Consider the following 21,608-nt stretch of genomic DNA (forward strand, 5'->3'; position numbering starts at 1 on the left):
GCCTGCGAAGATCCTCGGGCGTGGCAACCGTATCCAGCAACGGCGTGTCGGGCGTATCAATCATCCGGCCGGTGTATCGCCCCACCCCGGCATTGTCGATCAAAACCGGCCAAATCCGGCGGCGGGGGCAGTTGTCCGGCGCGGGCCGCCGGCGTCGATCAGCCGGCTGGACAGTGCTTCAGGCGCAGGTCTTGCACTTGCCCCGCACCTCGATGACCGGGCGGACCGGCACGAAACCCGATCCGCTGGCGGCGGCGCGGACGTCGCCGGTGATCCGGTCGTTGTCGAGATGAGTCACCTGACCGCAATCGTCGCAGACCAGGAAGATGCAGTCGTGCAGGCAGTCGGGATGCGCATTGGCGACATAGGCATTGGCGCTTTCCACCCGCCGCGCCAGATTGGCCCCGACGAACAGGTCGAGGATGCGATAGACGCTGTTGGGGGCGACCCGCCGACCCTCGCGCCGAGACACCGCGTCGGCGATGTCATAGGCCGATGCCGGCTTGTCGAAGCCGGCGAGCGCGACGAACACCGCTTCCCGCATCGCCGTCCATTGCTCGCCATGCCCCACCAGCCGCGACTGGGCTGCGTCGGTCAGCGCGCGACCTTCGTGCTCGTGATGGGTGTGGCTGGCCATGGTCGAGGATTTAGGCGCGCGCGCGGCGATCGGCAAGCGGCCCGGCAACGCGCCCTAAGGGATCGCGCGGCGATTGAGCTCGTGGCTGAGCGCGACCAGACCGACGCCGAGCACGGTCGCCGCGGTCTCCCACCCGCCATGCGGCAGGTCGAGCGCGCCCGCCATCACGCCGAGCCCGAACCCGCCGACCGCCGAGGGGGTCAGCAGGCCGTGGACGAGGATACCGCGGGTCAGCGCCACCGCGCCGAGCAGGCTGGCGGCGATCAGGCCATATTCGTGCAGGCTGGGGCTGAACAAATCGCCCGCCGATGCGAGCACGCCGAGCGACAGTGCGGTCACGATGCAGTGTACGACGCACAGCCCCGACAGGAACACGCCCAGCCGGTCGATCGACCAGGCAGAACCGAACGTGGCGCGGGGCAGGGCGAGACTCGACGACATCGGCGCGGCTATAGCTGCTGGCCGGACAAGTTACAACATATCATTACGGTGAATCCGGCGGGTACGGCGGAGCGGCCGATGGGCGAAGTGCCGTCTCGATTTTGCCCGCGCCAGCGCCTAGATGCAGCCGCGTGTTGCAGCAAACCTCCCCCCGTCACGTCGCGCTGCGTGCCCGTCCGCGCGCTTTGATGTCCTGGCTGTTCGTCGTCGCGGCGTTGATCGTCACGATGGTCGCGGTGGGCGGCATCACCCGCCTGACCGAATCGGGGCTGTCGATCACCGAATGGAAGCCGATATCGGGCACGCTGCCCCCGCTGAACGACGCGGCGTGGCAGGCCGAGTTCGCCGCCTACCGGCGCATCCCCGAATATCAGCTGCTCAACCAGGGCATGACGCTCGCCCAGTTCAAGTTCATCTATTTCTGGGAGTATCTCCACCGCCTGCTCGGGCGATTGATCGGCCTCGCCTTCGCGCTCCCGCTCGCATGGTTCGCGTGGCGGCGGGCAATCCCGGCGGGCTATGCGCCGCGTCTGGTCGCGCTGCTCGCGCTCGGCGGGCTGCAGGGTGCCATCGGGTGGTGGATGGTCGCCTCCGGGCTGAGCGCGCGCACCGATGTCAGCCATTACCGCCTGGCGGTGCACCTTCTGACTGCGCTGTTCATTCTGGCGGGCGTGGTGTGGACCGCGCTCGATCTGCGCGCGCTGGCGCACGATCCCGCGGCGCGTCCCGCCCGGCTTCGCCCGCTGGCGATCGGCGTCGCGCTGGTCCTGTTCGTCCAGCTGCTGTTCGGGGCCTATACCGCCGGGCTCAACGCGGGGCACGTGACCGACCAGTGGCCGCTGATGAACGGTGCGCTGCTGCCGCCCGGTGCCGAATGGTCGTTCGCCGCGCTGGTCGGCGATCCGTTCGTCATCCATTTCGTCCACCGCTGGTGGGCCTGGGTCGCGGTCGCGGCGCTGGTCGTGCTGGCCCGGGCGGCCCGCCGCGCCGGTGCGCGTGGCGCGTCGATCGCGATCCATTGCGCATTCGGCGTGCAGATCCTGCTCGGCATCGCGACGGTGATGAGCGGCGTCGCGCTGACGCTCGCGGTGCTCCACCAACTGGTCGGCGCGCTGCTTGTCATCACGGTCGCCTGGGGTGCCCATGCGATCGGCGTGGACCGGCGCGTCCGCGCATGACGCTGGCGGTCCTCTACACGACTTTCCCCGACGCGGCGACGGCCGAGCGGATCGGCGCGACGCTGATCGCCGAGCGGCTGGCGGCGTGCGTCAACCTCCTGGCACCCTGCCGCTCGCTGTTCGCGTGGGAGGGGCGGATCGAGCAGGCGCAGGAGGTGCCCGCGCTGTTCAAGACCGCATACGACCGCGCCGACGCGCTGGCCGCAAGGCTGGCGGCGCTGCACCCCTATGACTTGCCGGTGATCGAGCAATGGGCCGCCAGCGCCGGGGTCGAGGCGCAGGCGTGGGTCGATGCTGCCACTCGCGGCTGAACCCCCGGTCGTCCTGGCCGTGCAGGCCGATCCGGTGCCGCTGGTCCGCCGCACGCTGCCGGACCAGGTTGCGCGCGGCACCTTCGCCCCCCGAATCGACACGCCGTATCGCCAGCGGCTGGAACAGACGCGCGTCGTGGCGGGCGAAACCGCGCGCTATACCGCCGAACGCACGGTGCGGTTCGCCCGCGACGGCGAAGGCGGGTTCCGTGCCGAAGTGACGCTGGTGGCGATCGACGGCGGCATCGGCCGCCGTGCGGGTGCGATGTTCGAGGCGGGGCTGCGTGGCCTGTTGCAGCGAACAATGGTCTTTCACCTCGATGCCGCAGGCGACATCCGGTCGCTCGACGGGGTGTCCGGGCACTGGTCCGCCTATCTGGACGGGCTGGGCGGACAGCAGCCGTCAGGCGCGGGCGGCGACGCCCGGCGGGCGCGGCTGGCCGAACTGACCGCGCCGCTGCGCAGCCTGCCGCCCGAACGTCAGGCACGGCTGCTCGGGTCGGCGCTGAGCGAGCTGATCGATCCGCGCGCCGCCGCCCGCGCGGGCGCGCCGCCGCAGCCGCTCACGCGCGAGGTTCGCTCGCCGCTCGGCGGCCGGGTGACGCTGACCGGCAGCGTGCGCGCGATCGCCGATGCGGGCGGGCTGGTCGTCGAGGAGGAGAACGCCGCCGGCGTCCTCACCGCCACGCGCACCGATGCCGCGGGCGAGATGCAGGTGCGCGAAACCCGACGGATTGACCCCGCGACCGGGCTGATCGTGTCGCGCGTCCGACGCGAGCGGATCGTCATTCCGGCGGGCGAATCGGTCATCACCACCCGCACGACACTGGCTGCGGAATAGCCCCGGTATTCCAATACCCGTCAGCAAATCGGCCCTATGCTTGACGAATCGGCGCGTCTGCGACATTGGCGGTTCACAACGCGCTGCCCGCACGGGTGGCGCGCTGCTGTTTGGGGCGACGCCCGGAACGCAGATGGTCCTCGAAACGAAGGTCGAAAGCCCATGAAGGCGCTGATGAAGACCACCAAGTCGGTCAAACCGCACGAGGTGGAGAAGAAGTGGCATCTGGTCGATGCCGATGGCCTGGTGGTCGGTCGCGCGGCGACGATCATCGCCAATGTCCTGCGCGGCAAGCACAAGACCAGCTTTACCCCCCACGTCGATTGCGGCGACAACGTGATCGTCATCAATGCGGACAAGGTGCGTTTCACCGGGCGCAAGGCGACGCAGAAGATGTACTACAAGCACACCGGCTATGCCGGCGGCCTGAAGGAAGTGCGCGCCGACAAGATCCTGGAGGGCCGCTTTCCCGAGCGCATCCTGGAAAAGGCGGTCGAGCGCATGATCCCGCGCGGTCCGCTGGGCCGCGAGCAGATGCGCAACCTGCGCATCTACAAGGGCGCCGAGCACCCGCATGACGCGCAGAACCCCGAAATCCTCGACATCGCGGGCATGAACCGCAAGAACAAGGTGGGCGCATAATGTCCGACAATCGCCAGTCCCTTTCCGATCTGGGTGCGGTGGTGCAGTCGCAGCCGGCGACCGCGCCGGTCGACGGCGACGCCGCGCCTGCCGCCCCCGCGCGCGAGCCCGCGCCGCTGCGCCAGCAGGAACTCGACGCTTATGGCCGCGCCTATGCTACTGGCCGCCGCAAGGACGCGGTCGCGCGCGTCTGGCTGAAGCCGGGCTCGGGCAAGATCGTGATCAACGGTCGCGACCAGGAAGTCTATTTCGCGCGCCCCACGCTGCGCCTCGTCATCAACCAGCCGTTCGGCGTTGCCGAGCGGACCGGCCAGTATGATGTGATCTGCACGGTCAAGGGCGGCGGCCTGTCGGGCCAGGCCGGCGCGGTCAAGCATGGCATCGCCCAGGCGCTGACCAAGTATGAGCCGGTGCTGCGCGCCCCGGTCAAGGCTGCGGGCTTCCTGACCCGCGACAGCCGCACGGTCGAGCGCAAGAAGTACGGCCGCGCCAAGGCACGCCGCAGCTTCCAGTTCTCGAAGCGTTAATCGGGCTCCCGGACCTTTGTTCGGGCAAATTGGAACAGGGCGGTTCGCGACGTGCGGCCGCCCTGTTTCGTTTCCGGGCGCATCCATCGCGCGCTTCGTCGTCGAGCGGGGTGCCGGTGCCACGTCGCGATTGCGCGGCGTCATCCGCAGGCGCATGAACGGCCGCGCGTTCCGCCTCTCCCTGTCGATCGGTGCGTTCTGAAATGACTACCCGCGAAACCACCTCCTACCTTACCCGCGCCAGCGACCATCTCTGGCCCGCCGATGTGCGCAAGTCGCTGGCGGACACGCTGTTCACCATCGCCTGGGGCGCGATCCAGTGGCCGTGGCTGGCGCGCAGCCTGTCGGGCGGGTCGCCCCACCACAAAGCGGCGCTGCTCGCGGAGATCGGCCTGCCTGCCGACGCGCTGCCCAATCTGGGCAGCTGGAAGGCGGATACCGGTTTCCTGGCGCTGATCGTCGAACATATCCGCGCAGCCCGGCCGCAGACGGTGGTCGAACTGGGAACCGGCGCGTCGAGCCTGGTCGTTGCCAGATCGCTCCAGCTCTATGGGGGAGGTCGCCTGATCAGCTGCGACCAGCATGCCGATTTCGTTGCGGCGACGCATGCCTGGCTCAATGAGCATGGCGTCGATGCGGAGATTCGCGCGACGCCGTTCCGTCGCGCCCCCGCCGGCTGGCCGGGCGTGTGGTACGACCACGGGCCGCTCCCCGATCGGATCGACCTGTTGCTGATCGACGGACCGCCGTGGACGATCCACCCCTTTGTGCGCGGCGCGGCGGAGACGCTGTTCGACCGGCTGCCGGTCGGTGGCACGATCATGCTCGACGACGGCGCACGGCCGGGCGAGCGCGTGGTCGCATCGCGTTGGCGCAAACGCTGGCCCGATTTCGACTTCGAACTGGTCAATCGCGGCACCAAGGGCACGTTGATCGGCACCCGCCTGCGCTGACGCCTCAATCCATCATCCGGTGGCGCGTGGTGATCGCGCCGTCGGCGATCACCAGCTCGTTGAACGAAGGCGGGGCGTCGCGCAGCCGCTCGGACAGCGTCCCAGCGCCGATCAGCCGGACTGTCGCATCGTCGATGCGGTGCGCGATATCGAACGGATAATGGACATGCCCGGTCAGCACCGCGTCCGCGCCGCGCCGCGTGAGTGTCTCCAGCGCGGCGCGCCCGCCATGCGTCCGGGCCCGGGTGCGCGTCTCGGCATCGATCAGCGGATGGTGGCACGCGACCAGGACGACGTGATCGTCGGGAACGGTATCGAGCAGCGCCAGCGTTTCCGTAAGCGCGCGTTGCCCGACGCGCCCCTGCGCCCAGTTGAGCCGCCACTGCGCGCGCGCCGTGGTGCGCAGCGGCACGATCGACACGCCCGCAAGCGACAGCGGCCGCTCGATCATCGCCTCGACCGCGCGATAGCGGCCATAGGGATTGAACAGCCGCGCCAGCGGGTTGAAATAGGGGAGGTCGTGGTTGCCGACCTCCACCGTCACCGGCCGCCCCAGCGCGGCCAGCCACTCGGCCGCCGCCGCGAACTCGCGTCGCCGCGCGCGCATGGTCAGGTCGCCGGTGACGATCACCGCGTCGGGCACCTCATGTGCGACGGCAGCGGCGAACCAGTCGAGCGCGGCGCGGTCCTCCGCCCCGAAATGGATGTCGCTCACATGGAACAGCCGGGTCATGCCGCCTCCGCGCGCGTGGCGAGCAACTGGGCACGAGACTGCGTGGCGCGCAGCCGCGCACCGGGGGCCAGCGTGACCGGCTCGCCGTCGAACAGCGCCAGTACGGGCCGCCGCTCGGCATTCCAGAGTTCCGCCGCCTCGCCGGCCTGGACGGCGCGCGCGGCGACCCACTCGCCGGTCAGCCAGCTCCAACCGAGCCCGACAATCCCCCGCCAGTCGCGCGCGTCGATCCCCGCGACCAGCATCCGGGGCGTTGCGGGCCGCACGAACACTGCCTGACAGCCGCGCTGCAGCCCGGCGACGCCGCCGACTCGCACGCCCCGGCCAAAGGTGCGTCGCCAGGCCAGCCGTGCGGCCGCCCACAGCCGGCGCAGCTGGCGTCCGCGCGCCGCCTCGCGCGCGCGAAACCAGCTCGCCGCCGGGCCGATGATGACGCCGACAAAGGCCCGGTGCGCGCCGGCTTCGATCACCGGTACCGTCGTCCGCCGTCCGGCCGTGTGTGCGGCGTGGATGATCTCCGCCGGGTCGACGCTGTCGTGCAGCGCCTTGGCCAACAGGTTCATCGTGCCGCCCGGCAGGATCAGGAACGCGCCGGACCACGTTTCCAGCGCGACGAGCGTGGCGTTGATCGTCCCGTCGCCCGCGAACAGGACGATGGTGTCGGCTCGCGCCGCGTCGAGCGTGGCGGCCGTTGGCAGGTCCTCGTCGGGGAAGCGGGTGCGACCGACCAGCGCCAGCCCCCGCTCGGCGAACACCGCCTCAAGCGCCTCGCATTTCTCGGGCGTTGCCGAACCCGACCCCGGATTGGTGATGAACCACAGCCGCTGCATGGCCGCTCAAACGCGCGGTGGCGCATTTGGCCGCACGCGTGGCAATTAATGCCGTGCCGCGCGCCGCGCATGTGCGCGGGCGATGCGTTGCAACTGCGGCCGCACGCGCAGGAACCCGCGATAGGCACGTTCGAGCAGCGCGAGGACGAACGGGTGGCGCGCGGCTAGTCCAAACGGACGCAGCCGCGGAATTGCGCGCCACATCGCCGCGAACGCCGCCGCGCCCGACAGGAGCCGGCCGTCCTCCTCCGCGTGAAAGCGCGCGAGCAATGCGCTACGGTCCAACGGGCAGGTTGCCGCACCCGCGTCACCTGCGACATCGACGAAGCGGATGGCCCCGCGCCGGTCCATCCGCCGCATCCACGCGATTTCCCGCCGGCAAAGCGGGCAGTCGCCATCGAACCAGACCGTTACCCGCGTCATCCGTGCTACATCGGACGCCGGGGCGCGCGGGACAAGCTGACCCAAAGGACAGGCCGAACGCATGTCGACCGCGATCATCGGAGCCGGAATCGCCGGGCTCGCCTGTGCCGACGCGCTGGGCGGGCCGGCGGGCGATGTGCGCATGTTCGACAAGGCGCGCGGACCCGGCGGGCGCATGTCGACCCGCCGGGTCGAGATCGACGGCGTCATGACGGGGTTCGACCATGGCGCGCAATATTTCACCGCGCGCGACCCCGCTTTCGTCGCCCGGGTCGGGGCGTGGGCGGGGGCGGGCATCGTCGCGCGCTGGCCGGTCGCCGGTGACGACGCATGGGTCGGCACCCCGGCGATGAACGCGCCCGTCCGCGCGCTCGCCGCGACCCAGCAGGTCGCATGGTCGACTCAAGTAACCGCGCTGGCGCGGGACGGGAATGGCTGGCGACTGACCTGCGCCGACGGGACGCAGACCGGGGCGTTCGACCGCATCGTCGTCGCGCTGCCCGCCGAACAGGCGGCAGCTCTGCTCGCCGACGTTGCCTCCGACCTGGCCGAGCGGGCCGAGGCGGTGCCGTCCGAGCCGTGCTGGACGGTGATGGCTGCGTTCGCCGCGCCCTTGCCGCTGCCCGATGTCCTGCGCGACCGCGGCGAAATTGGCTGGGCGGCGCGCAACAGCGCCAAGCCCGGCCGCGGCCCGATCGAGACCTGGGTCATCCAGGGATCGCCCGCCTGGTCGCGCGCATGGATCGAGGCGGAGGGGGCGGCCGTCGCCGACCACCTGCGCGCGGCACTCGCCGGGCTGGCGGCCACGCCGCTGCCGCTGGCGCTGCATGTCGCGGCGCATCGGTGGCGCTATGCCCGCTCGGGCAATGCCGGGGTGGGGGCGGTGTGGGATTCGGCACGGCGGATCGGGCTGTGCGGCGACTGGCTGGCCGGGCCGCGCGTCGAGGCCGCGTGGCGCTCCGGCACGCAGCTCGCCGCGCTGATGGCGGCGGCGTGACGATCGCCATCCCGACTCGCGCCGAGGGCCTTGCCCGGCTGGATGCGTTCGCCCCGCATATGGGGCGCGCCTATGCCGACCGCCGCAACCACGATGCCGGGCCGGACGGCGCGGCGACGGTGTCTGTCCTGTCACCCTATGTCCGCCACCGCCTGATCGAGGAGCGCGAGCTGATCGACGCCGCGCTGACGCACCACGGCCCCGAACGCGCCGACAAATGGATCAGCGAGGTCTTGTGGCGCGGCTATTTCAAAGGCTGGCTCGAACAGCGGCCGAGCGTCTGGCGGGCCTATCTCCACGACCGCGACGCCGCGCTCGCCGATCTGGCGCGCGGCGGTACCCATGCGGCCGGTTATGCGCAGGCGATTGCCGGCCGCACGGGCATCGATTGCTTCAACGCGTGGATCGGGGAACTCGTGGCACGCAACTGGCTGCACAATCACGCGCGCATGTGGTTTGCCAGCATCTGGATCTTCACGCTGCGCCTGCCGTGGCAACTGGGTGCGGACCTGTTCCTGCGTCACCTGATCGATGGCGATCCGGCGTCGAACACGCTGTCTTGGCGCTGGGTGGCGGGCCTGCACACGCGGGGCAAGACCTATCTCGCGCGCGCCGACAACATCGCGCGCCATACCGGCGGCCGGTTTTCGCCGCGCGGTCTGGCCGATCACGCCGCGCCGCTGGTGGAGCATGTCGATCACCCGCTGGTGCCGCTCGCCCCGTCGCCGCCGCCGGCGTTGCCCGCCCGTTACGCGCTAGTGATCCATGACGATGATTGCCGGGCGGAATCGCTCGCGCTCGCGCATCCGCCAGCGCGCGTCATCGGGCTGTCGGCGGCGGATGGGCGCAGCGCGGGGACGGCGGACACCGTGACCGGCTTCGCGGACGGGGCGGTCGACGACGCGCTGGCGCGTGCGTCGGCGGCGTTTGGCTGTGCGTCGTGCCGCGTCGCCTCCGCGGGCGAGGTCGCCGCCGCAGCCGCCGCGCACGACCTTGATATGGTCGTCGCCGCGCATGCCCCGGTCGGGCCGGTGCGCGATGCGCTGGCGGATGCGGGCATCGCGATGCTGCCACCGCGCGATTACGATGGTGCACTGTGGCCGCTGGCGACCGCAGGGTTCTTCCGGGTCAGGGCCGGGGCACCCGACGCGTTGCGCCCGATCGGCCTCGCGCTCTAGGCACGCGGGCGTCAGGCGACCTTGCGCTCGTCGCGGTCGAACAGCTTTTTCAGCTCGTCGGCGGGCAACGGCTTGCTGAAGTAAAAGCCCTGGATCTGCGAACAGCCCTGTTCGCGCAGGATGTCGAGCTGCTCGACATTCTCGACGCCCTCCGCCGTGGTTTCCATGCCCAGCGCATCCGCCAGCGTCGTGATCGATCGGATGATCGCGGTCGCGCCCTCATTGGCCATCAGGTCGATGATGAAGCTGCGATCGATCTTCAGCTTGTCGAAGGGGAAGCTGCGTAGATAGCTGAGCGACGAATAGCCGGTGCCGAAATCGTCGAGCGCCACGCGCACGCCCAGCGCGCGCAGGCTGTGCAGCGACGCCAGCGTCGCTTCGATATTGTCGATGAACAGGCTTTCGGTGATCTCGAGCTCGAGCCGGCCCGGGTCGAGTCCGCTGTCAGCGAGCGCGCTGAGGATCGTCGCGTTGAGGCCGGGGTTGCGAAACTGGACGGGGGAGATGTTGACGGCGACGCGCACATTTTCGGGCAGCTGGATCGCCATCCGGCACGCCTCGCGCAGTACCCATTCGCCGATCGGCACGATCAGCCCGGTGTCTTCCGCCAACGGGATGAATTCGACCGGCGATACCAGTCCCCGTGTCGGGTGATTCCAGCGCAACAGCGCCTCGAACGCCGCAACCCGGCTTTCGGCCAGGTTGAACAGCGGCTGGAACATCAGGAACAGGCGCCCGTCATTGAGGGCGTCGTGCAGGTCGAGCTCCATCTCGCGGCGCGCGCGGGCCTCCGCATCCATCGCCGCTTCGAAGAAGCGCGCGCAGTTCTTGCCCTCCGACTTGGCGCGATAGAGCGCAAGGTCGGCATTTTTGAGCAAGGTCGTGACGTCGCTGCCGTCCAGACTGGCGATGGCGACGCCGACCGTCGTGCCCGGCACGATGCGGTGGCCGTCGATCCGCGCCGGCCGCGCAACGGTATCGATGATGTCATGGGCGATCCGGTCGAACGGCCGGTGTTCGGGCAGCAGCAGCGCGAATTCATCACCCCCCAGCCGGGCGACGAACCCGTCGTCGCCCACCAGCGTGCGCAGCCGCGCGCCGATCTCGCACAGCAACGCATCGCCCACCGGGTGGCCGAGCGTGTCGTTCACCGCCTTAAAATTGTCGAGGTCGAGGCAGAACAGCGCCATCCGTCGCGCACTGCGCGCGTTCTTCAGCACGAGCTGGACATGCTCGCGCAGCAGCGCGCGATTGGGCAGGCCCGTCAGGCTGTCGTGAAACGCCATATGCGCGATCTGTCGCTCGCGCGCGTCGATATCGACGACCATCTGGTTGAAGCTTTGCGCCAGCCGGCCCAGCTCGTCATTGCCGGATACCGGCACCTGCGCCTGTTCGCCGGCGCTGACCCGCTGTGCGGCGCGGTCGAGCTCGCGCACCGGCCGCGCGATCGCGCGCGCCAGGAAGGCGCTGCCCGTGACGGCGACGATCACGCCGATGATGCCCAGGATGGCCAGGATGTTGAAGATCGGCCGATACTGGCCGAGCGCATCGGTCAGGCTGAACTGAAGCACGAGCAGATGGGCCGCGGCGGGGTCGAAACTCTGGATCGGGCGGGTTTGGATCAGGATCCGTTCGCCGTCCTCGATACGCTCGATTCCGGCGCGGGCGGCTGGATCGCGCAGCGCGCGCTCGACCCGATCGACCGGACGCACTTCCGGCTTCAGCTTGAACGCGGTGAGTTGCGACAGGCTGGTCATTTCCGCTTCGTCGAGCGATTTGGCAAAGACCACCCAGCCGAGCAGCATCGGCGCCTCGACCGGGGCCGCAATCGCCGCATAGTCGCGGTCGCCCAGCCGGAGCACGCCGCGGTCGGCACCCTGATCGAGCAGCGCAGGCAACCGTTCGGCCTGACGCGGGTCGAGCCGGCCCCGATAACCGATCAAGTCGCCGTCGATGGTGACCACGAACGCCTGGTCGAGGACGAGGCGGCGCTTCAGGCTGTCGAGCGCCGATTCGATCGTCGGTGCGTCGGCGCTTGCGACGGCGGCACGAAATCCGTAATCGATCGCCAGCACACGGCCCGCATCGGCGAGCTGCGAATAGCGCATCGTCGTGATGCGATCGAAAATCTCGCCGCCGGCCTGAAGCTCGGCGCGGACCGCGCGCTCGGCATAGCGATCGATGCCCCAGCGCGCGCCGCCCAGCATCAGCGCCACGGCCGCGCCGAACAGCAAGGCGTAGAACAGCGTCAGCTTGCGCGACAGCGACCCGCTCGCGTGCAGCCGCGCCGCGATCCGGGCGACAGGGACGAAGCGCGCCATGCCGGTCACCGAAGCTGGAGCTGGACCTGGCGGGCCAACTGGCCGGTCGCGGCGAACACCATCGTCTGAACGATTTCGTTGTCGCGCGCACGCGATCGCGGGTGCCAGACCGTGACCCGCGCCGGGCCGGCCGGAACCGCGGCGATCCGGGCGATGCCGTCACCGCCCGTGGCGATCGCATATGGTGTGTCGACGACCTTGATGAATCCGCTCATGCGGTCGTGGATGTTGCAACCCAGCGCGACCGCGCCGGGGGTCTTGAAGGTGTAGCTGCGCACTTCGTCGCGCCCATAGAGCTTGAGCTCGAAACGCGCGGGCTTGGAAAAGGAATAGATGTGGTGACGCACCTTGTCCCGGTTCGGAAAGGCAACGCTCGCGCCGACCGGGACGATAAGGACATGGGGCTGGAACGCGATGTCGCGCTGGACCATCGTGGTTCCCCAGGGAAAACGGATCGGCCGATCGGACACGCCACCAGCGGGCATCACCGTCACCACCGCATCGCGAATCGGTGTTCCGGCGGCATCAACCACCCGAAGCTCCAGCTCGCCTGCCCATGCCGGCACCGTTGACAGCGCGGCGATTGCGCAAACTGCGGAAAACTTCACCATGGCCGCCGGGATGGATCAGAAACTTCAACATCGCGTTAAGCGCGGCCGGCGGCTGCCCGCGCGACAGCCCCCGATTTGTTAACCATATCCGGCATAGACGCGACGGATGAGCCGTTTACATCTGCTTCAATTCTTCCCCCCTGTTTTGGTCGCCGCCATCGGGCTGATCGCGCCGTCGACCGCGACCGCCGAAGAGCTGCGCCAGGGCGGCAAACTGGTGCTGACCAACGGGATTTCGACGCTGGAAGGCGCATCGGGTGGCGGCATCGCGAGCTGGGCGGTGATCGCGGGCAACGAAACGCGCGACGGCATCGGCGCGCAGGCGTCGGTGACGGTTACCGAGCAGCGCGATTACGACGTCCGCGTGCTGAGTGCCGCGATCGGCTTTTTCGACCGGGTCGAACTCAGCTATGCGCGCCAGAACATCAACACCAACGAAATCGGCGGCGCGCTGGGCATCGGCAAAGACTTTGCCTTCGACCAGGACGTGTTCGGGGCGAAGGTCAGGCTGCTCGGCGATCTGGTCTATGGCCCCGAATGGCTTCCCGCGGTCGCGGCGGGTGTCCAGTACAAGAAGAACCGCGACGCCGACATCGTCCGAGCGGTCGGCGCCGCCCATGACGAGGGTGTCGACGTCTATGCCTCGGCGACCAAGCTGCTGCTGCGCCACAGCCTGCTGGTCAATGCGACGCTCCGGCTGACCAAGGCCAACCAGCTCGGCCTGCTCGGCTTTGGCGGCGATCTCGGCGATGCGCACCGCGTCGAGGTGGAGGCGAGCGCAGCCTATCAGTTTTCGCGCCCCTTCGCGGTCGGGGCCGAGTTTCGGTCGAAGCCCGACAATCTCGGCATCGCGCGCGAGGACGACTGGTTCGACGTCTTCGCCGCCTATGCGATCAATCGCCACGTCACCGCGACCGTGGCCTATGCCGATCTCGGCTCGGTCGCCACCGTGCGCAACCAGCGCGGCGTGTTGTTCCAGCTCCAGGCCGGCTTCTGAGGACCGATGACGATGCCTCCGTACTTCCTCGCGCTCGCTTTGCTTGCCGCCGCGCCCAACCAGGACGGCGCACCTCCGCCGCACGCCGTGCCGGGCGAGGACGCGGTCGACCCCTATCGCGTCGATCCGGCCAATGCCGGCGCGCGGCCGTTTTCGGGCCCGTCGCTGGCGGCGGCGTTCCATGGCCAGGCGGGGATCCGCCGGATCGTCGACGGGCTGGTCGCGCGCGCCTATGCCGATCCGGTGATCGGCGAGATTTTCGATCGCCACGACCGGGTGCGGCTGTCGCGCACGCTGTTCGAACAGTTCTGCTACCTGCTCAACGCCGGCTGCACCTATTCCGGCCGCGACATGAAGGCTGCGCATAAGGACCTGGGCGTCGAACATGCCGACATGAACCGGCTTGTGGAACTGCTTCAGGATGCGATGGCCGAAGAGGGCGTGTCCTTTGCCGCCCAGAACAAGCTGTTGTCGAAGCTCGCGCCGATGCGCGGCGACGTGGTCGAACGCTGATCGGCGCACTTGGCTGGCGGGGAGGGCGTTACCTCCTCGTCACGCCAGCCTTGTGCCGATGTCCACGCGCAACGACGGTGAAAGCGGGATGCCGGATCAAGTCCGGCATGACGAAAGCGCAGGGACGCCAGCCGCCGCCCCGGGGCCCCGGCACGAGGCCGGGGTGACGGGCAGGGTAAGCGAGCCAGCGCGCTCGCGTCGACCCTCAGCGCAGGCCCATGCGGATCGCGCCGTCGAGGCGCACGTCCTCGCCGTTGAAATAGGGGTTGCGCAGCATTTCCAGCGCCAGGCTGGCATATTCCTGCGGATCGCCCAGCCGCTTGGGGAACGGCACCGACGCCGCCAGCGCGTCCTTCACATTCTGTGGCGCGCCCATCATCAGCGGGGTTTCGAAGATGCCGGGCAGGATGGTGTTGATGCGGATGCCTTCGTTCGACAGGTCGCGCGCGATCGGCAGCGTCATGCCGACCACCCCGCCCTTCGACGCCGAATAGGCCGCCTGGCCGATCTGGCCGTCCTCCGCCGCCACCGACGCGGTGTTGACGATCGCGCCGCGCTCGCCCGACGCCAGCGGGTCGAGCGTCAGCATCCCCGCCGCCGACCGCGCGATGCAGCGGAAGGTGCCGATCAGGTTGATCTGGATCACCCATTCGAACGCCTGGGTCGGAAAGAACTTGATCGATCCGTCTTCCTTCGACCGGCTGGCGGTCTTCATCGCGTTGCCGACGCCGGCGCAGTTGACCAGGATGCGTTCCTGGCCGTGCGCTTCGCGGGCCTTCGCGAAACCGGCGTCGACGCTCTCGTCGCTGGTAACGTTGACCTCGCAGAACACGCCGCCGATCTCGGCCGCCATCGCGTTACCCTTCTCGGCCTGAAGGTCGAAGATCGCGACCTTCGCCCCCGCCGCCGCCAGTGCGCGTGCGGTCGCCGCGCCCAGTCCCGATGCGCCGCCGGTCACGACCGCGGAAAGTCCGTTCAGCTCCATCATCCTGCTCCTGTCCCGTTGCGCGGCGGGGGCGATCCCGCCCGAATGGGACCGAGCCTTGGCTCGCGCCGCACTGTCCGTCAACGGTGCGCGGACAAATGTTCACATGCTGTATAACCAGGTTGACTTGGTATTCGCGCGGCGTCGGCGGATAATGGCCGGGACCCGAATACGGGACAGTCGCTCAACCCGTTCTGGAGGATGCCGCATGGCCGCGCTGGACGTGCCCGAACCCGATTTCATGGCGGACGAGGAGCTGGTGATGCTCCGCGATTCGGCCGCAACCTTCTTCCGTCGCGCCGCCCCGCCCGAGCGCGTCGAACGCTGGCGCGAGGCCGGCCAGGTCGAACGCGACTTCTGGCGCGAAGTCGGCCGGGCGGGGTTCCTGGGGGTCAGCGTGCCGACCGAATATGGCGGCGCGGGCGGCGATTTCCGCCATGATGTCGTGCTCGTCGAACAGGCCGCGCGCGCCCGGCTGGAGGGGTTCGCGCTGTCGCTGCACAACGTCATCATCACCCCCTATATCCAGCGCCACGGCACCGAGGAGCAGAAGCGCCGCTGGCTGCCCAAGCTGTGCTCGGGCGAGCGCGTGTCGGCGATCGCGATGAGCGAGCCGGGCGCGGGCTCCGACCTGCAATCGATCCGCACGACGGCGATCAAGGATGGCAACGGCTACCGCATCAACGGGGCGAAGACCTTCATCTCCAACGGACAGATCGCCGACCTGATCGTCGTCGTCGCCAAGACCGACCCGGCGCAGGGCGCGCGCGGCATTTCGCTGCTGGTCGTCGAGACCGACGAGGTCGAGGGGTTCCGCCGCGGCAAGGCGCTCGACAAGATCGGCAACGAGGCCCAGGACACGTCGGAACTGTTTTTCGACGATGTCTGGGTGCCGTCGGAAAACCTGCTGGGGCTGGAGGAAGGCAGGGGCTTCTATCAGCTGATGGACGAGCTGCCCAAGGAGCGGCTGATCATCGCGATTTCGGGCGTCATCACCATGGAGCGCGCGATCGAGGAGACGGTCGAATATACCCGCAACCGCAAGGCGTTCGGGCAACCCGTGTTCGATTTCCAGAACACCCAGTTCAAGCTGGCGGAATGCAAGGCCAAGGCGACGATCGCCAAGGTGTTCGTCCAGGATTGCATGCGCCGGGTGCTCGACGGCACGCTCGACAACCCGACGTCCGCCATCGCCAAGATGTGGGTCACCGACACCGAATGCCAGATCGTCGACGACTGCCTGCAGCTCCACGGCGGCTATGGCTATATCAACGACTATCCGATCGCGCGGATGTACAAGAACAGCCGCATCCAGCGCATCTACGGCGGATCGAACGAGATCATGAAGGTGCTGATCGCGAGGTCGCTGTAGCGGGATCGCGACCGGAGGCGTTCCACCGTTCGACACCGCCCCCAGCCGTCATGCCAGCGCAGGCTGGCATCTCATGCAGAGTGGGGCACCAACATGACGCAAGACCCCAGCCTGCGCTGGGGTGACGGAAAATGGGTGGCGATCACTCGACGAGGACTTTGGGCACATGAAAGCGATCCGCCTGCATCACCCCCAGTCGATCGACGCGCTCCGCGCCGCCGAACTGCCCGATCCCGGTGAACCGGGGCCGGGCGAAGTGCGGGTACGGCTCCACGCCACTTCATTGAACTATCACGACTATGTTGTCGTCACTGGCGGCATCCCGACGCTGGACGGGCGCATCCCGATGTCCGACGGGGCGGGCGTGGTCGAGGCGGTCGGCGCGGGCGTCAGCGCATTCAATGTCGGCGATTCCGTCATCTCGGTCTTCTTTCCCGACTGGCGCGACGGGCGGCCGGGCGAGATGGTGCAGGGCCATGTCCCCGGCGACCATGCCGACGGCTTTGCCCGCATGGTCGTCGTCGCGCCGGCGCATCACTTCACCCGCGCGCCCAAAGGCTGGAGCCATGTCGAAGCCGCCACCCTGCCCTGCGCCGCGCTGACCGCGTGGCGCGCGGTGGTGGTCGAGGGGCAGGTGAAGCCCGGCGACATCGTGCTGGTTCAGGGCAGCGGCGGCGTGTCGATCTTCGCGCTGCAATTCGCGAAGGCGATGGGCGCGACGGTGATCGCCACCTCATCGTCCGGTGAGAAGCTGGTGCGGCTGAAGGCGCTCGGGGCCGACCACCTGATCAACTACGGCGACACGCCCAATTGGGGCATGGCCGCGATGGCGGCGAGCGGCGGCGGCGTCGACCTGGTGGTCGAGGTCGGCGGCGCGGGCACGATGGGCCAGTCGATCGCTGCCGCACGCTTTGGCGGGCACATCGCGCTGATCGGCGTGCTGGCCGGCCATGTCGCGCCATTGCCGACGACGATCCTGATGATGAAGCAGCTGCGCGTCACCGGCATCACGGTCGGCACCCACCGCCAGCAGCGTGAGATGATCCGCGCGCTGGAAGCGACCGGCATCCGTCCGGTCATCGACGCCACGCGCTTCACCCTCGAAACCCTTCCCGACGCCTTCCGGCATCAGGCGAGCGGCGCGCATTTCGGCAAGATCGCGGTCGAGATCGGCTGACCCCGACGCGGCGAACGGCGGAAGGGGCAGGGCGGGCCACCTCGCGTGGCTGCCCGACCTCGCACGGGCTTGCGTCGATCGGCTGACCTGCCATGGAGTGCGGCGACGACCGCAATTTTCAGCTTTGCCGGCACGGGGGCGCACTGCATCGATGACCACCCACACCTCCTCGCGACTGGTTGCGCGCCTGCGCGACGCGCTCGGGCCACGCCATGTCCTGACCACCCCGGCGGCGATGCGGCGGTGGTGCACCGGCTATCGCATCGGCCGGGGCGAGGCAGCGGCGGTGGTGCGACCGGGGTCGCTGGTCGAGATGTGGCGGGTGCTGGAGATCTGCGCCGCGGAGAATGCGGTCCTGATCGCACAGGCCGCCAACACCGGGCTGACCGGCGGGTCGACCCCGGCGGAGCAGGGCTATGACCGCCCGGTCGTGGTAATGAACACCCTGCGCATCGACGGTATCCATCTGGTCGCCGGCGGGGCGCAGGCGATCTGCCTGGCGGGATCGACGCTGTTCGACCTCGAACGCCGGCTGCAGCCGCTGGGCCGTCAGCCGCATTCGGTGATCGGGTCGTCGTGCATCGGGGCGTCGGTGGTCGGCGGCATCTGCAACAATTCGGGCGGCACGCTGATCCGGCGCGGCCCCGCCTATACCGAGAGCGCGCTTTTCGGCGTCATCGATGCCGACGGTCGTCCGCGGCTGGTCAACCATCTGGGCGTCGCGGTCGATGCGTCGCCCGAAACGCTGTTGAGCGCGGTCGAATCAGGCGACTTCACCCTCGCCGCCGATGCCGGGCGCGCCTGTTCCGATCCCGACTACCAAACGCATGTCCGCGATTGCGCGGCCCCCACCCCGGCGCGTTTCAACGCCGATCCGCGCCGGCTGTTCGAAGCGGCGGGCAGCGCCGGGCATGTCGTCGTCTTCGCGGTCCGCGTCGACACCTTTCCCGCCGATCGGGAAACCCGGACCTTCTATATCGGCGCCGCCGACCCGCAGATCCTCACCCGGTTGCGGCGGACGATCCTGACTGACTTTGCCGCGCTGCCGGTGGAGGCGGAGTACCTCCATCGCGACGCGTTCCGCATCGCCGAACGCTATGGCCGGGATACCTATCTCGCGGTGCGCCATCTGGGGACGCGCCGGATGCCGCTGCTGTTCGCGACGCGCACGCGGATGGAAAACCTGCTCGGCCGGCTGCCGTTCACGCGTCCGGGGGCGTTCGACCGGATCGTCCAGGCGGTGGTCGACCGGGTGCCGTTGGCGCTTCCGCCGCGGCTGCGCGGCTTTCGCGACCGCTTCGACCATCACCTGATCCTGCGCATGGCCGACGACGGGATTGCGGAGGCGCGGCGCTGGCTCGACGCCGCGTTCGACGGTGTCGACGGCGCGTTCTTCGAAGCGACCCCGGACGAGGCGGCGGCGGCGCTCCAGCTGCGCTTCTGCGTCGCGTCCGCCGCGATCCGGATGCAGGCGCTGGGTGCCGAACGGGCGGGCGGGCTGGTCGCGCTCGACCTCGCGCTGCCGCGCGACACGACCGAGTGGTTCGAGCGCCTGCCCGCCGAGCTCGAGGAAAAGCTCGTCGCGAAGGTCTATTACGGCCACTTCTTCTGCCAGGTGTTCCATCACGACTATCTCGTCCGCGCGGGCGAGGACGTGCATGCGGTCGAGGCGGCATTGCTCGCCCACACCCGCGCCCGCGGCGCCCAATGCCCGGCCGAGCATAATTTCGGCCATCATTATCCCGCGCCCGAAACCGTGCTCGCCCATTACCGCGCGCTTGATCCCACCAACGCGCTCAACCCCGGCATCGGCCAGGCGAGCCGCGCCGCCGGCTGGCGCTGACCGGCCGGCGGGGTGCGGGACGCGCGACCGTCGACATTTCAGGACATCGGCGTGCTCGGCAGGCGCGCGACCAGCCGCGCCAGCTCAACCTGGGATCCGACCTCCATCTTGTCGAAGCTGTGCTTCGGGTGGCTGGCGTGGACCCGGCGGGTGTCGCCTGGACGTGAAGGGAATCTGACCTGCTCCCCGGAAATCATGCCATTGGTAAGTCAGCTCGTCAGATAGAGACGCGTGATGCGGCGAGGCCGATTTACCGAGGAACAGATCATTGGAGTGCTGCGCGAGCATGGGGCTGGCTTGGAACGGTGGCGATGGTTTTGCCGTCGCCTTTTCAGCCTGAGCCTGGCTCTACGGAACTGCAACCGCCAGCGGTGTCGCAAGACGCGCTCACTTAGCCGGCGCCCTGACTACGGAGATTTCCGGATATTGGTGCCCGCTGCGCAAGCCTAGCCTCAGTCAAAGGAAGCAGACCGGAGGGGACGGCACATGGCGACGAACGCGATCCACGACGTATCGAGCCTGCCGTTCACGAAGCCGAGCGACGTCAGCAGCCATGTGGTGCGCGAAACGGTATTGAGCCCGCGCTTCTACACAACCGATTTCGCCGCGCTCGATGCGATCGACGTATCGTCGGTATGGGACGAGTGGGATGCGCTGATGCGCGAAATGGAAGCCGATCCCAACCGCGATCATTTCAAGCGCAAGACGTCGTTCGAGGGCGCGATCGAGGAATTGCCAGATGCGCTTCGCGCCGAATTCACCGAATTCCTCGTCACTGCGATGACCTCGGAATTTTCCGGCTGCATCCTCTATGCCGAGATCGCCCGGCGGACGAAAAACCCGCAGCTGCGGCGCCTGATGCGACTGCTGGCGCGCGACGAAAGCCGCCATGCCGGGATCATCAACGACAGTCTGAAGGACGCCGGGCTAGGCATCGATCTCGGCTTCCTCACCCGGGCGAAGAAATACCATTATTTCAGCCCGAAGTTCATCCTGTACGGCACTTATCTGTCGGAAAAGATCGGCTATGCCCGCTACATCACCGTGTTCAGGCATTTGCAGCGGCATCCCGAACACAAGTTCCACCCGTTGTTCGACTGGTTCGAAGAATGGTGCAACGACGAGTTCCGCCACGGCGAGGCGATCGCGCTGCTCATCCGCGCCGATCCGTCGCTGACCCGGGGGATCAATCGCTGGTGGATCCGGTTCTTCCTCATTGCGGTCTACACCACCATGTACGTGCGCGATCACACCCGCCCCGCGCTGCACGAGGGGCTAGGCTGCGACGTGGAGACGTTCGATTACGACGTCTTCCGCCTGACCAGCGAGATCAGCCGCCAGTGCCTCCCACTGGAATTCGATACCGACAGCGCTGGGTTCCGGCGCGGGATGGAAGCGATGCAGAGGGCTGCCGATCGCATGGTTGCCGCCCGCCGCAGGGGTGGCATCGCCGGGCGCCTCTCGCGCTGGCGGGGCATCCTCGAGGTCGGACTGGCGTTCGCGCGGCTCTTCTTCCAGCCCACCCGATCGCTGGCCCTGCCCGATCACGTTCGATTGCAGCCGATCTGGTAGATTTTCGCCCGGCCCCGGTGACCTTGCGCGACTCGCCCGACTTCGGCAGCAGATCGAGAAGGGGGCCGCGCGAACCGGCGCGGGTCTCAGGCTTGCGACGGTCCCGGCGTGAGGGTCGCCATCAATTGCCCGTGCTTGAGCGGCTTTGCCAGCACCGCGTCGAACCCGCTGGCGAGCGCCGCATCGCACAGCGCGTCGGAATAGTGGCCGGTCACAAGGATCGCCCGGCCATGCCAGCCGCGCCGCTTCAGCCCGCGCAGTACGCCGATGCCGTCACCGTCGGCCAAACGATAGTCGGCGATCAGAAAGCGGGCGTCGGCTGCGGCGCGATCGTTCGCAAGGGTCGCCGCGCTGGCATAGGATTTGACGTCGAACCCGCGCCCGTGGAGCAGGAGATGGAGCGAGCGGCGGACCGCGTCGTCATCTTCGATCAGCAGCACGCGATCTGGCCTGGCCGGCGCGGCTGACAGGGTATCGGTCATGGCGGCATCCTCCTGATCTGATCGCACAGGAATGCCAGGCCGGG

At 68.7% G+C, this 21,608-nt stretch carries 23 protein-coding genes; 14 read left to right on the forward strand and 9 right to left on the reverse strand.

Annotated elements, in window-relative coordinates; all coding sequences use genetic code 11:
- Window positions 1-178 precede the first annotated feature (178 nt).
- Both AX709_RS15570 and AX709_RS15575 read right to left on the reverse strand, forming a co-directional pair.
- Window positions 179-637: a Fur family transcriptional regulator gene (locus AX709_RS15570; protein WP_066481291.1), complete on the reverse strand. Its 459-nt coding sequence runs from the start codon at window positions 635-637 to the stop codon at window positions 179-181.
- 54 nt (window positions 638-691) lie between these two features.
- Entirely contained in the window at window positions 692-1,078 is a 387-nt protein-coding gene (locus tag AX709_RS15575; protein WP_066550673.1) for a MerC domain-containing protein, read from the reverse strand.
- Window positions 1,079-1,266: 188 nt separating this feature from the next.
- Here AX709_RS15575 and AX709_RS15580 point away from each other — a divergent pair, with 188 nt between their 5' ends.
- The 6 genes from AX709_RS15580 (at window position 1,267) to AX709_RS15610 (ending at window position 5,530) form a co-directional block, all read left to right on the forward strand.
- Window positions 1,267-2,256 (forward strand): COX15/CtaA family protein, encoded by a 990-nt coding sequence (locus AX709_RS15580; RefSeq protein WP_156454295.1) that lies wholly within the window; start codon window positions 1,267-1,269, stop codon window positions 2,254-2,256.
- Window positions 2,253-2,567 carry a divalent-cation tolerance protein CutA gene (cutA, locus tag AX709_RS15585; RefSeq protein ID WP_066550674.1) on the forward strand — a complete coding sequence of 105 codons (315 nt, stop codon included), beginning with the start codon at window positions 2,253-2,255 and terminating at the stop codon, window positions 2,565-2,567. The genes AX709_RS15580 and cutA overlap by 4 nt, the downstream gene beginning before the upstream one ends.
- A complete protein-coding gene (locus AX709_RS15590) occupies window positions 2,548-3,408 on the forward strand; it encodes a hypothetical protein (RefSeq protein ID WP_066550676.1) in 861 nt (286 codons plus the stop codon). Before cutA ends, AX709_RS15590 begins: the two co-directional genes overlap by 20 nt.
- A 162-nt stretch (window positions 3,409-3,570) precedes the next feature.
- Window positions 3,571-4,050 (forward strand): 50S ribosomal protein L13, encoded by a 480-nt coding sequence (gene rplM / locus AX709_RS15595; RefSeq protein ID WP_082731241.1) that lies wholly within the window; start codon window positions 3,571-3,573, stop codon window positions 4,048-4,050.
- Window positions 4,050-4,577 carry a 30S ribosomal protein S9 gene (gene rpsI / locus AX709_RS15600; RefSeq protein WP_082731240.1) on the forward strand — a complete coding sequence of 176 codons (528 nt, stop codon included), beginning with the start codon at window positions 4,050-4,052 and terminating at the stop codon, window positions 4,575-4,577. The genes rplM and rpsI overlap by 1 nt, the downstream gene beginning before the upstream one ends.
- A gap of 203 nt (window positions 4,578-4,780) precedes the next feature.
- On the forward strand, window positions 4,781-5,530 hold the full coding sequence (locus AX709_RS15610) for a class I SAM-dependent methyltransferase (RefSeq protein ID WP_066481303.1): 750 nt from the start codon (window positions 4,781-4,783) through the stop codon (window positions 5,528-5,530).
- Between the two features lie 4 nt (window positions 5,531-5,534).
- Here AX709_RS15610 and AX709_RS15615 read toward each other — a convergent pair whose 3' ends face one another.
- Genes AX709_RS15615 through AX709_RS15625 form a run of 3 tightly spaced genes read right to left on the reverse strand, consistent with a single transcriptional unit; the run spans window position 5,535 to window position 7,516 of the window.
- A complete protein-coding gene (locus AX709_RS15615) occupies window positions 5,535-6,263 on the reverse strand; it encodes a metallophosphoesterase family protein (RefSeq protein ID WP_066550683.1) in 729 nt (242 codons plus the stop codon).
- Entirely contained in the window at window positions 6,260-7,093 is an 834-nt protein-coding gene (locus AX709_RS15620) for a diacylglycerol/lipid kinase family protein (RefSeq protein WP_066550685.1), read from the reverse strand. The genes AX709_RS15615 and AX709_RS15620 overlap by 4 nt, the downstream gene beginning before the upstream one ends.
- Before the next feature lie 45 nt (window positions 7,094-7,138).
- Window positions 7,139-7,516 (reverse strand): thiol-disulfide oxidoreductase DCC family protein, encoded by a 378-nt coding sequence (locus AX709_RS15625; protein ID WP_066550688.1) that lies wholly within the window; start codon window positions 7,514-7,516, stop codon window positions 7,139-7,141.
- 61 nt (window positions 7,517-7,577) lie between these two features.
- Here AX709_RS15625 and AX709_RS15630 point away from each other — a divergent pair, with 61 nt between their 5' ends.
- Both AX709_RS15630 and AX709_RS15635 read left to right on the forward strand, forming a co-directional pair.
- Window positions 7,578-8,513, forward strand: a complete 936-nt coding sequence (locus tag AX709_RS15630; RefSeq protein ID WP_066550691.1) for an NAD(P)/FAD-dependent oxidoreductase — start codon at window positions 7,578-7,580, stop codon at window positions 8,511-8,513.
- Window positions 8,510-9,691: an FAD-binding domain-containing protein gene (locus tag AX709_RS15635; RefSeq protein WP_231727551.1), complete on the forward strand. Its 1,182-nt coding sequence runs from the start codon at window positions 8,510-8,512 to the stop codon at window positions 9,689-9,691. Before AX709_RS15630 ends, AX709_RS15635 begins: the two co-directional genes overlap by 4 nt.
- Window positions 9,692-9,702: 11 nt before the next feature.
- Here AX709_RS15635 and AX709_RS15640 read toward each other — a convergent pair whose 3' ends face one another.
- Both AX709_RS15640 and AX709_RS15645 read right to left on the reverse strand, forming a co-directional pair.
- On the reverse strand, window positions 9,703-12,012 hold the full coding sequence (locus tag AX709_RS15640) for a putative bifunctional diguanylate cyclase/phosphodiesterase (protein WP_066550694.1): 2,310 nt from the start codon (window positions 12,010-12,012) through the stop codon (window positions 9,703-9,705).
- A gap of 5 nt (window positions 12,013-12,017) precedes the next feature.
- Complete coding sequence (locus AX709_RS15645) at window positions 12,018-12,623, reverse strand: plastocyanin/azurin family domain protein (RefSeq protein WP_066550697.1); 606 nt, start codon at window positions 12,621-12,623, stop codon at window positions 12,018-12,020.
- A 106-nt stretch (window positions 12,624-12,729) separates the two neighbouring features.
- Here AX709_RS15645 and AX709_RS15650 point away from each other — a divergent pair, with 106 nt between their 5' ends.
- On the forward strand, window positions 12,730-13,620 hold the full coding sequence (locus tag AX709_RS15650) for a DUF3034 family protein (protein ID WP_066550700.1): 891 nt from the start codon (window positions 12,730-12,732) through the stop codon (window positions 13,618-13,620).
- A gap of 6 nt (window positions 13,621-13,626) precedes the next feature.
- On the forward strand, window positions 13,627-14,133 hold the full coding sequence (locus AX709_RS15655) for a group I truncated hemoglobin (protein WP_443026106.1): 507 nt from the start codon (window positions 13,627-13,629) through the stop codon (window positions 14,131-14,133).
- Window positions 14,134-14,338: 205 nt separating this feature from the next.
- Here AX709_RS15655 and AX709_RS15660 read toward each other — a convergent pair whose 3' ends face one another.
- Window positions 14,339-15,118, reverse strand: a complete 780-nt coding sequence (locus tag AX709_RS15660) for an SDR family NAD(P)-dependent oxidoreductase (RefSeq protein ID WP_066550702.1) — start codon at window positions 15,116-15,118, stop codon at window positions 14,339-14,341.
- Window positions 15,119-15,326: 208 nt separating this feature from the next.
- Here AX709_RS15660 and AX709_RS15665 point away from each other — a divergent pair, with 208 nt between their 5' ends.
- From AX709_RS15665 to acsF, 4 genes are all read left to right on the forward strand, one after another.
- On the forward strand, window positions 15,327-16,490 hold the full coding sequence (locus AX709_RS15665; protein ID WP_066550705.1) for an acyl-CoA dehydrogenase family protein: 1,164 nt from the start codon (window positions 15,327-15,329) through the stop codon (window positions 16,488-16,490).
- 166 nt (window positions 16,491-16,656) lie between these two features.
- Window positions 16,657-17,667 (forward strand): zinc-dependent alcohol dehydrogenase family protein, encoded by a 1,011-nt coding sequence (locus tag AX709_RS15670; RefSeq protein ID WP_066550708.1) that lies wholly within the window; start codon window positions 16,657-16,659, stop codon window positions 17,665-17,667.
- A gap of 151 nt (window positions 17,668-17,818) precedes the next feature.
- Complete coding sequence (gene dld, locus AX709_RS15675) at window positions 17,819-19,510, forward strand: D-lactate dehydrogenase (protein ID WP_066550711.1); 1,692 nt, start codon at window positions 17,819-17,821, stop codon at window positions 19,508-19,510.
- 486 nt (window positions 19,511-19,996) lie between these two features.
- Window positions 19,997-21,082, forward strand: a complete 1,086-nt coding sequence (gene acsF, locus AX709_RS15680; RefSeq protein WP_066550713.1) for a magnesium-protoporphyrin IX monomethyl ester (oxidative) cyclase — start codon at window positions 19,997-19,999, stop codon at window positions 21,080-21,082.
- An 86-nt stretch (window positions 21,083-21,168) separates the two neighbouring features.
- Here acsF and AX709_RS15685 read toward each other — a convergent pair whose 3' ends face one another.
- Window positions 21,169-21,564 (reverse strand): response regulator transcription factor, encoded by a 396-nt coding sequence (locus tag AX709_RS15685; protein WP_066481336.1) that lies wholly within the window; start codon window positions 21,562-21,564, stop codon window positions 21,169-21,171.
- Window positions 21,565-21,608: the final 44 nt, after the last annotated feature.

The sequence above is a fragment of the Sphingomonas sp. CCH15-F11 genome (assembly GCF_001557005.1).
GTDB lineage: Bacteria > Pseudomonadota > Alphaproteobacteria > Sphingomonadales > Sphingomonadaceae > Sphingomonas.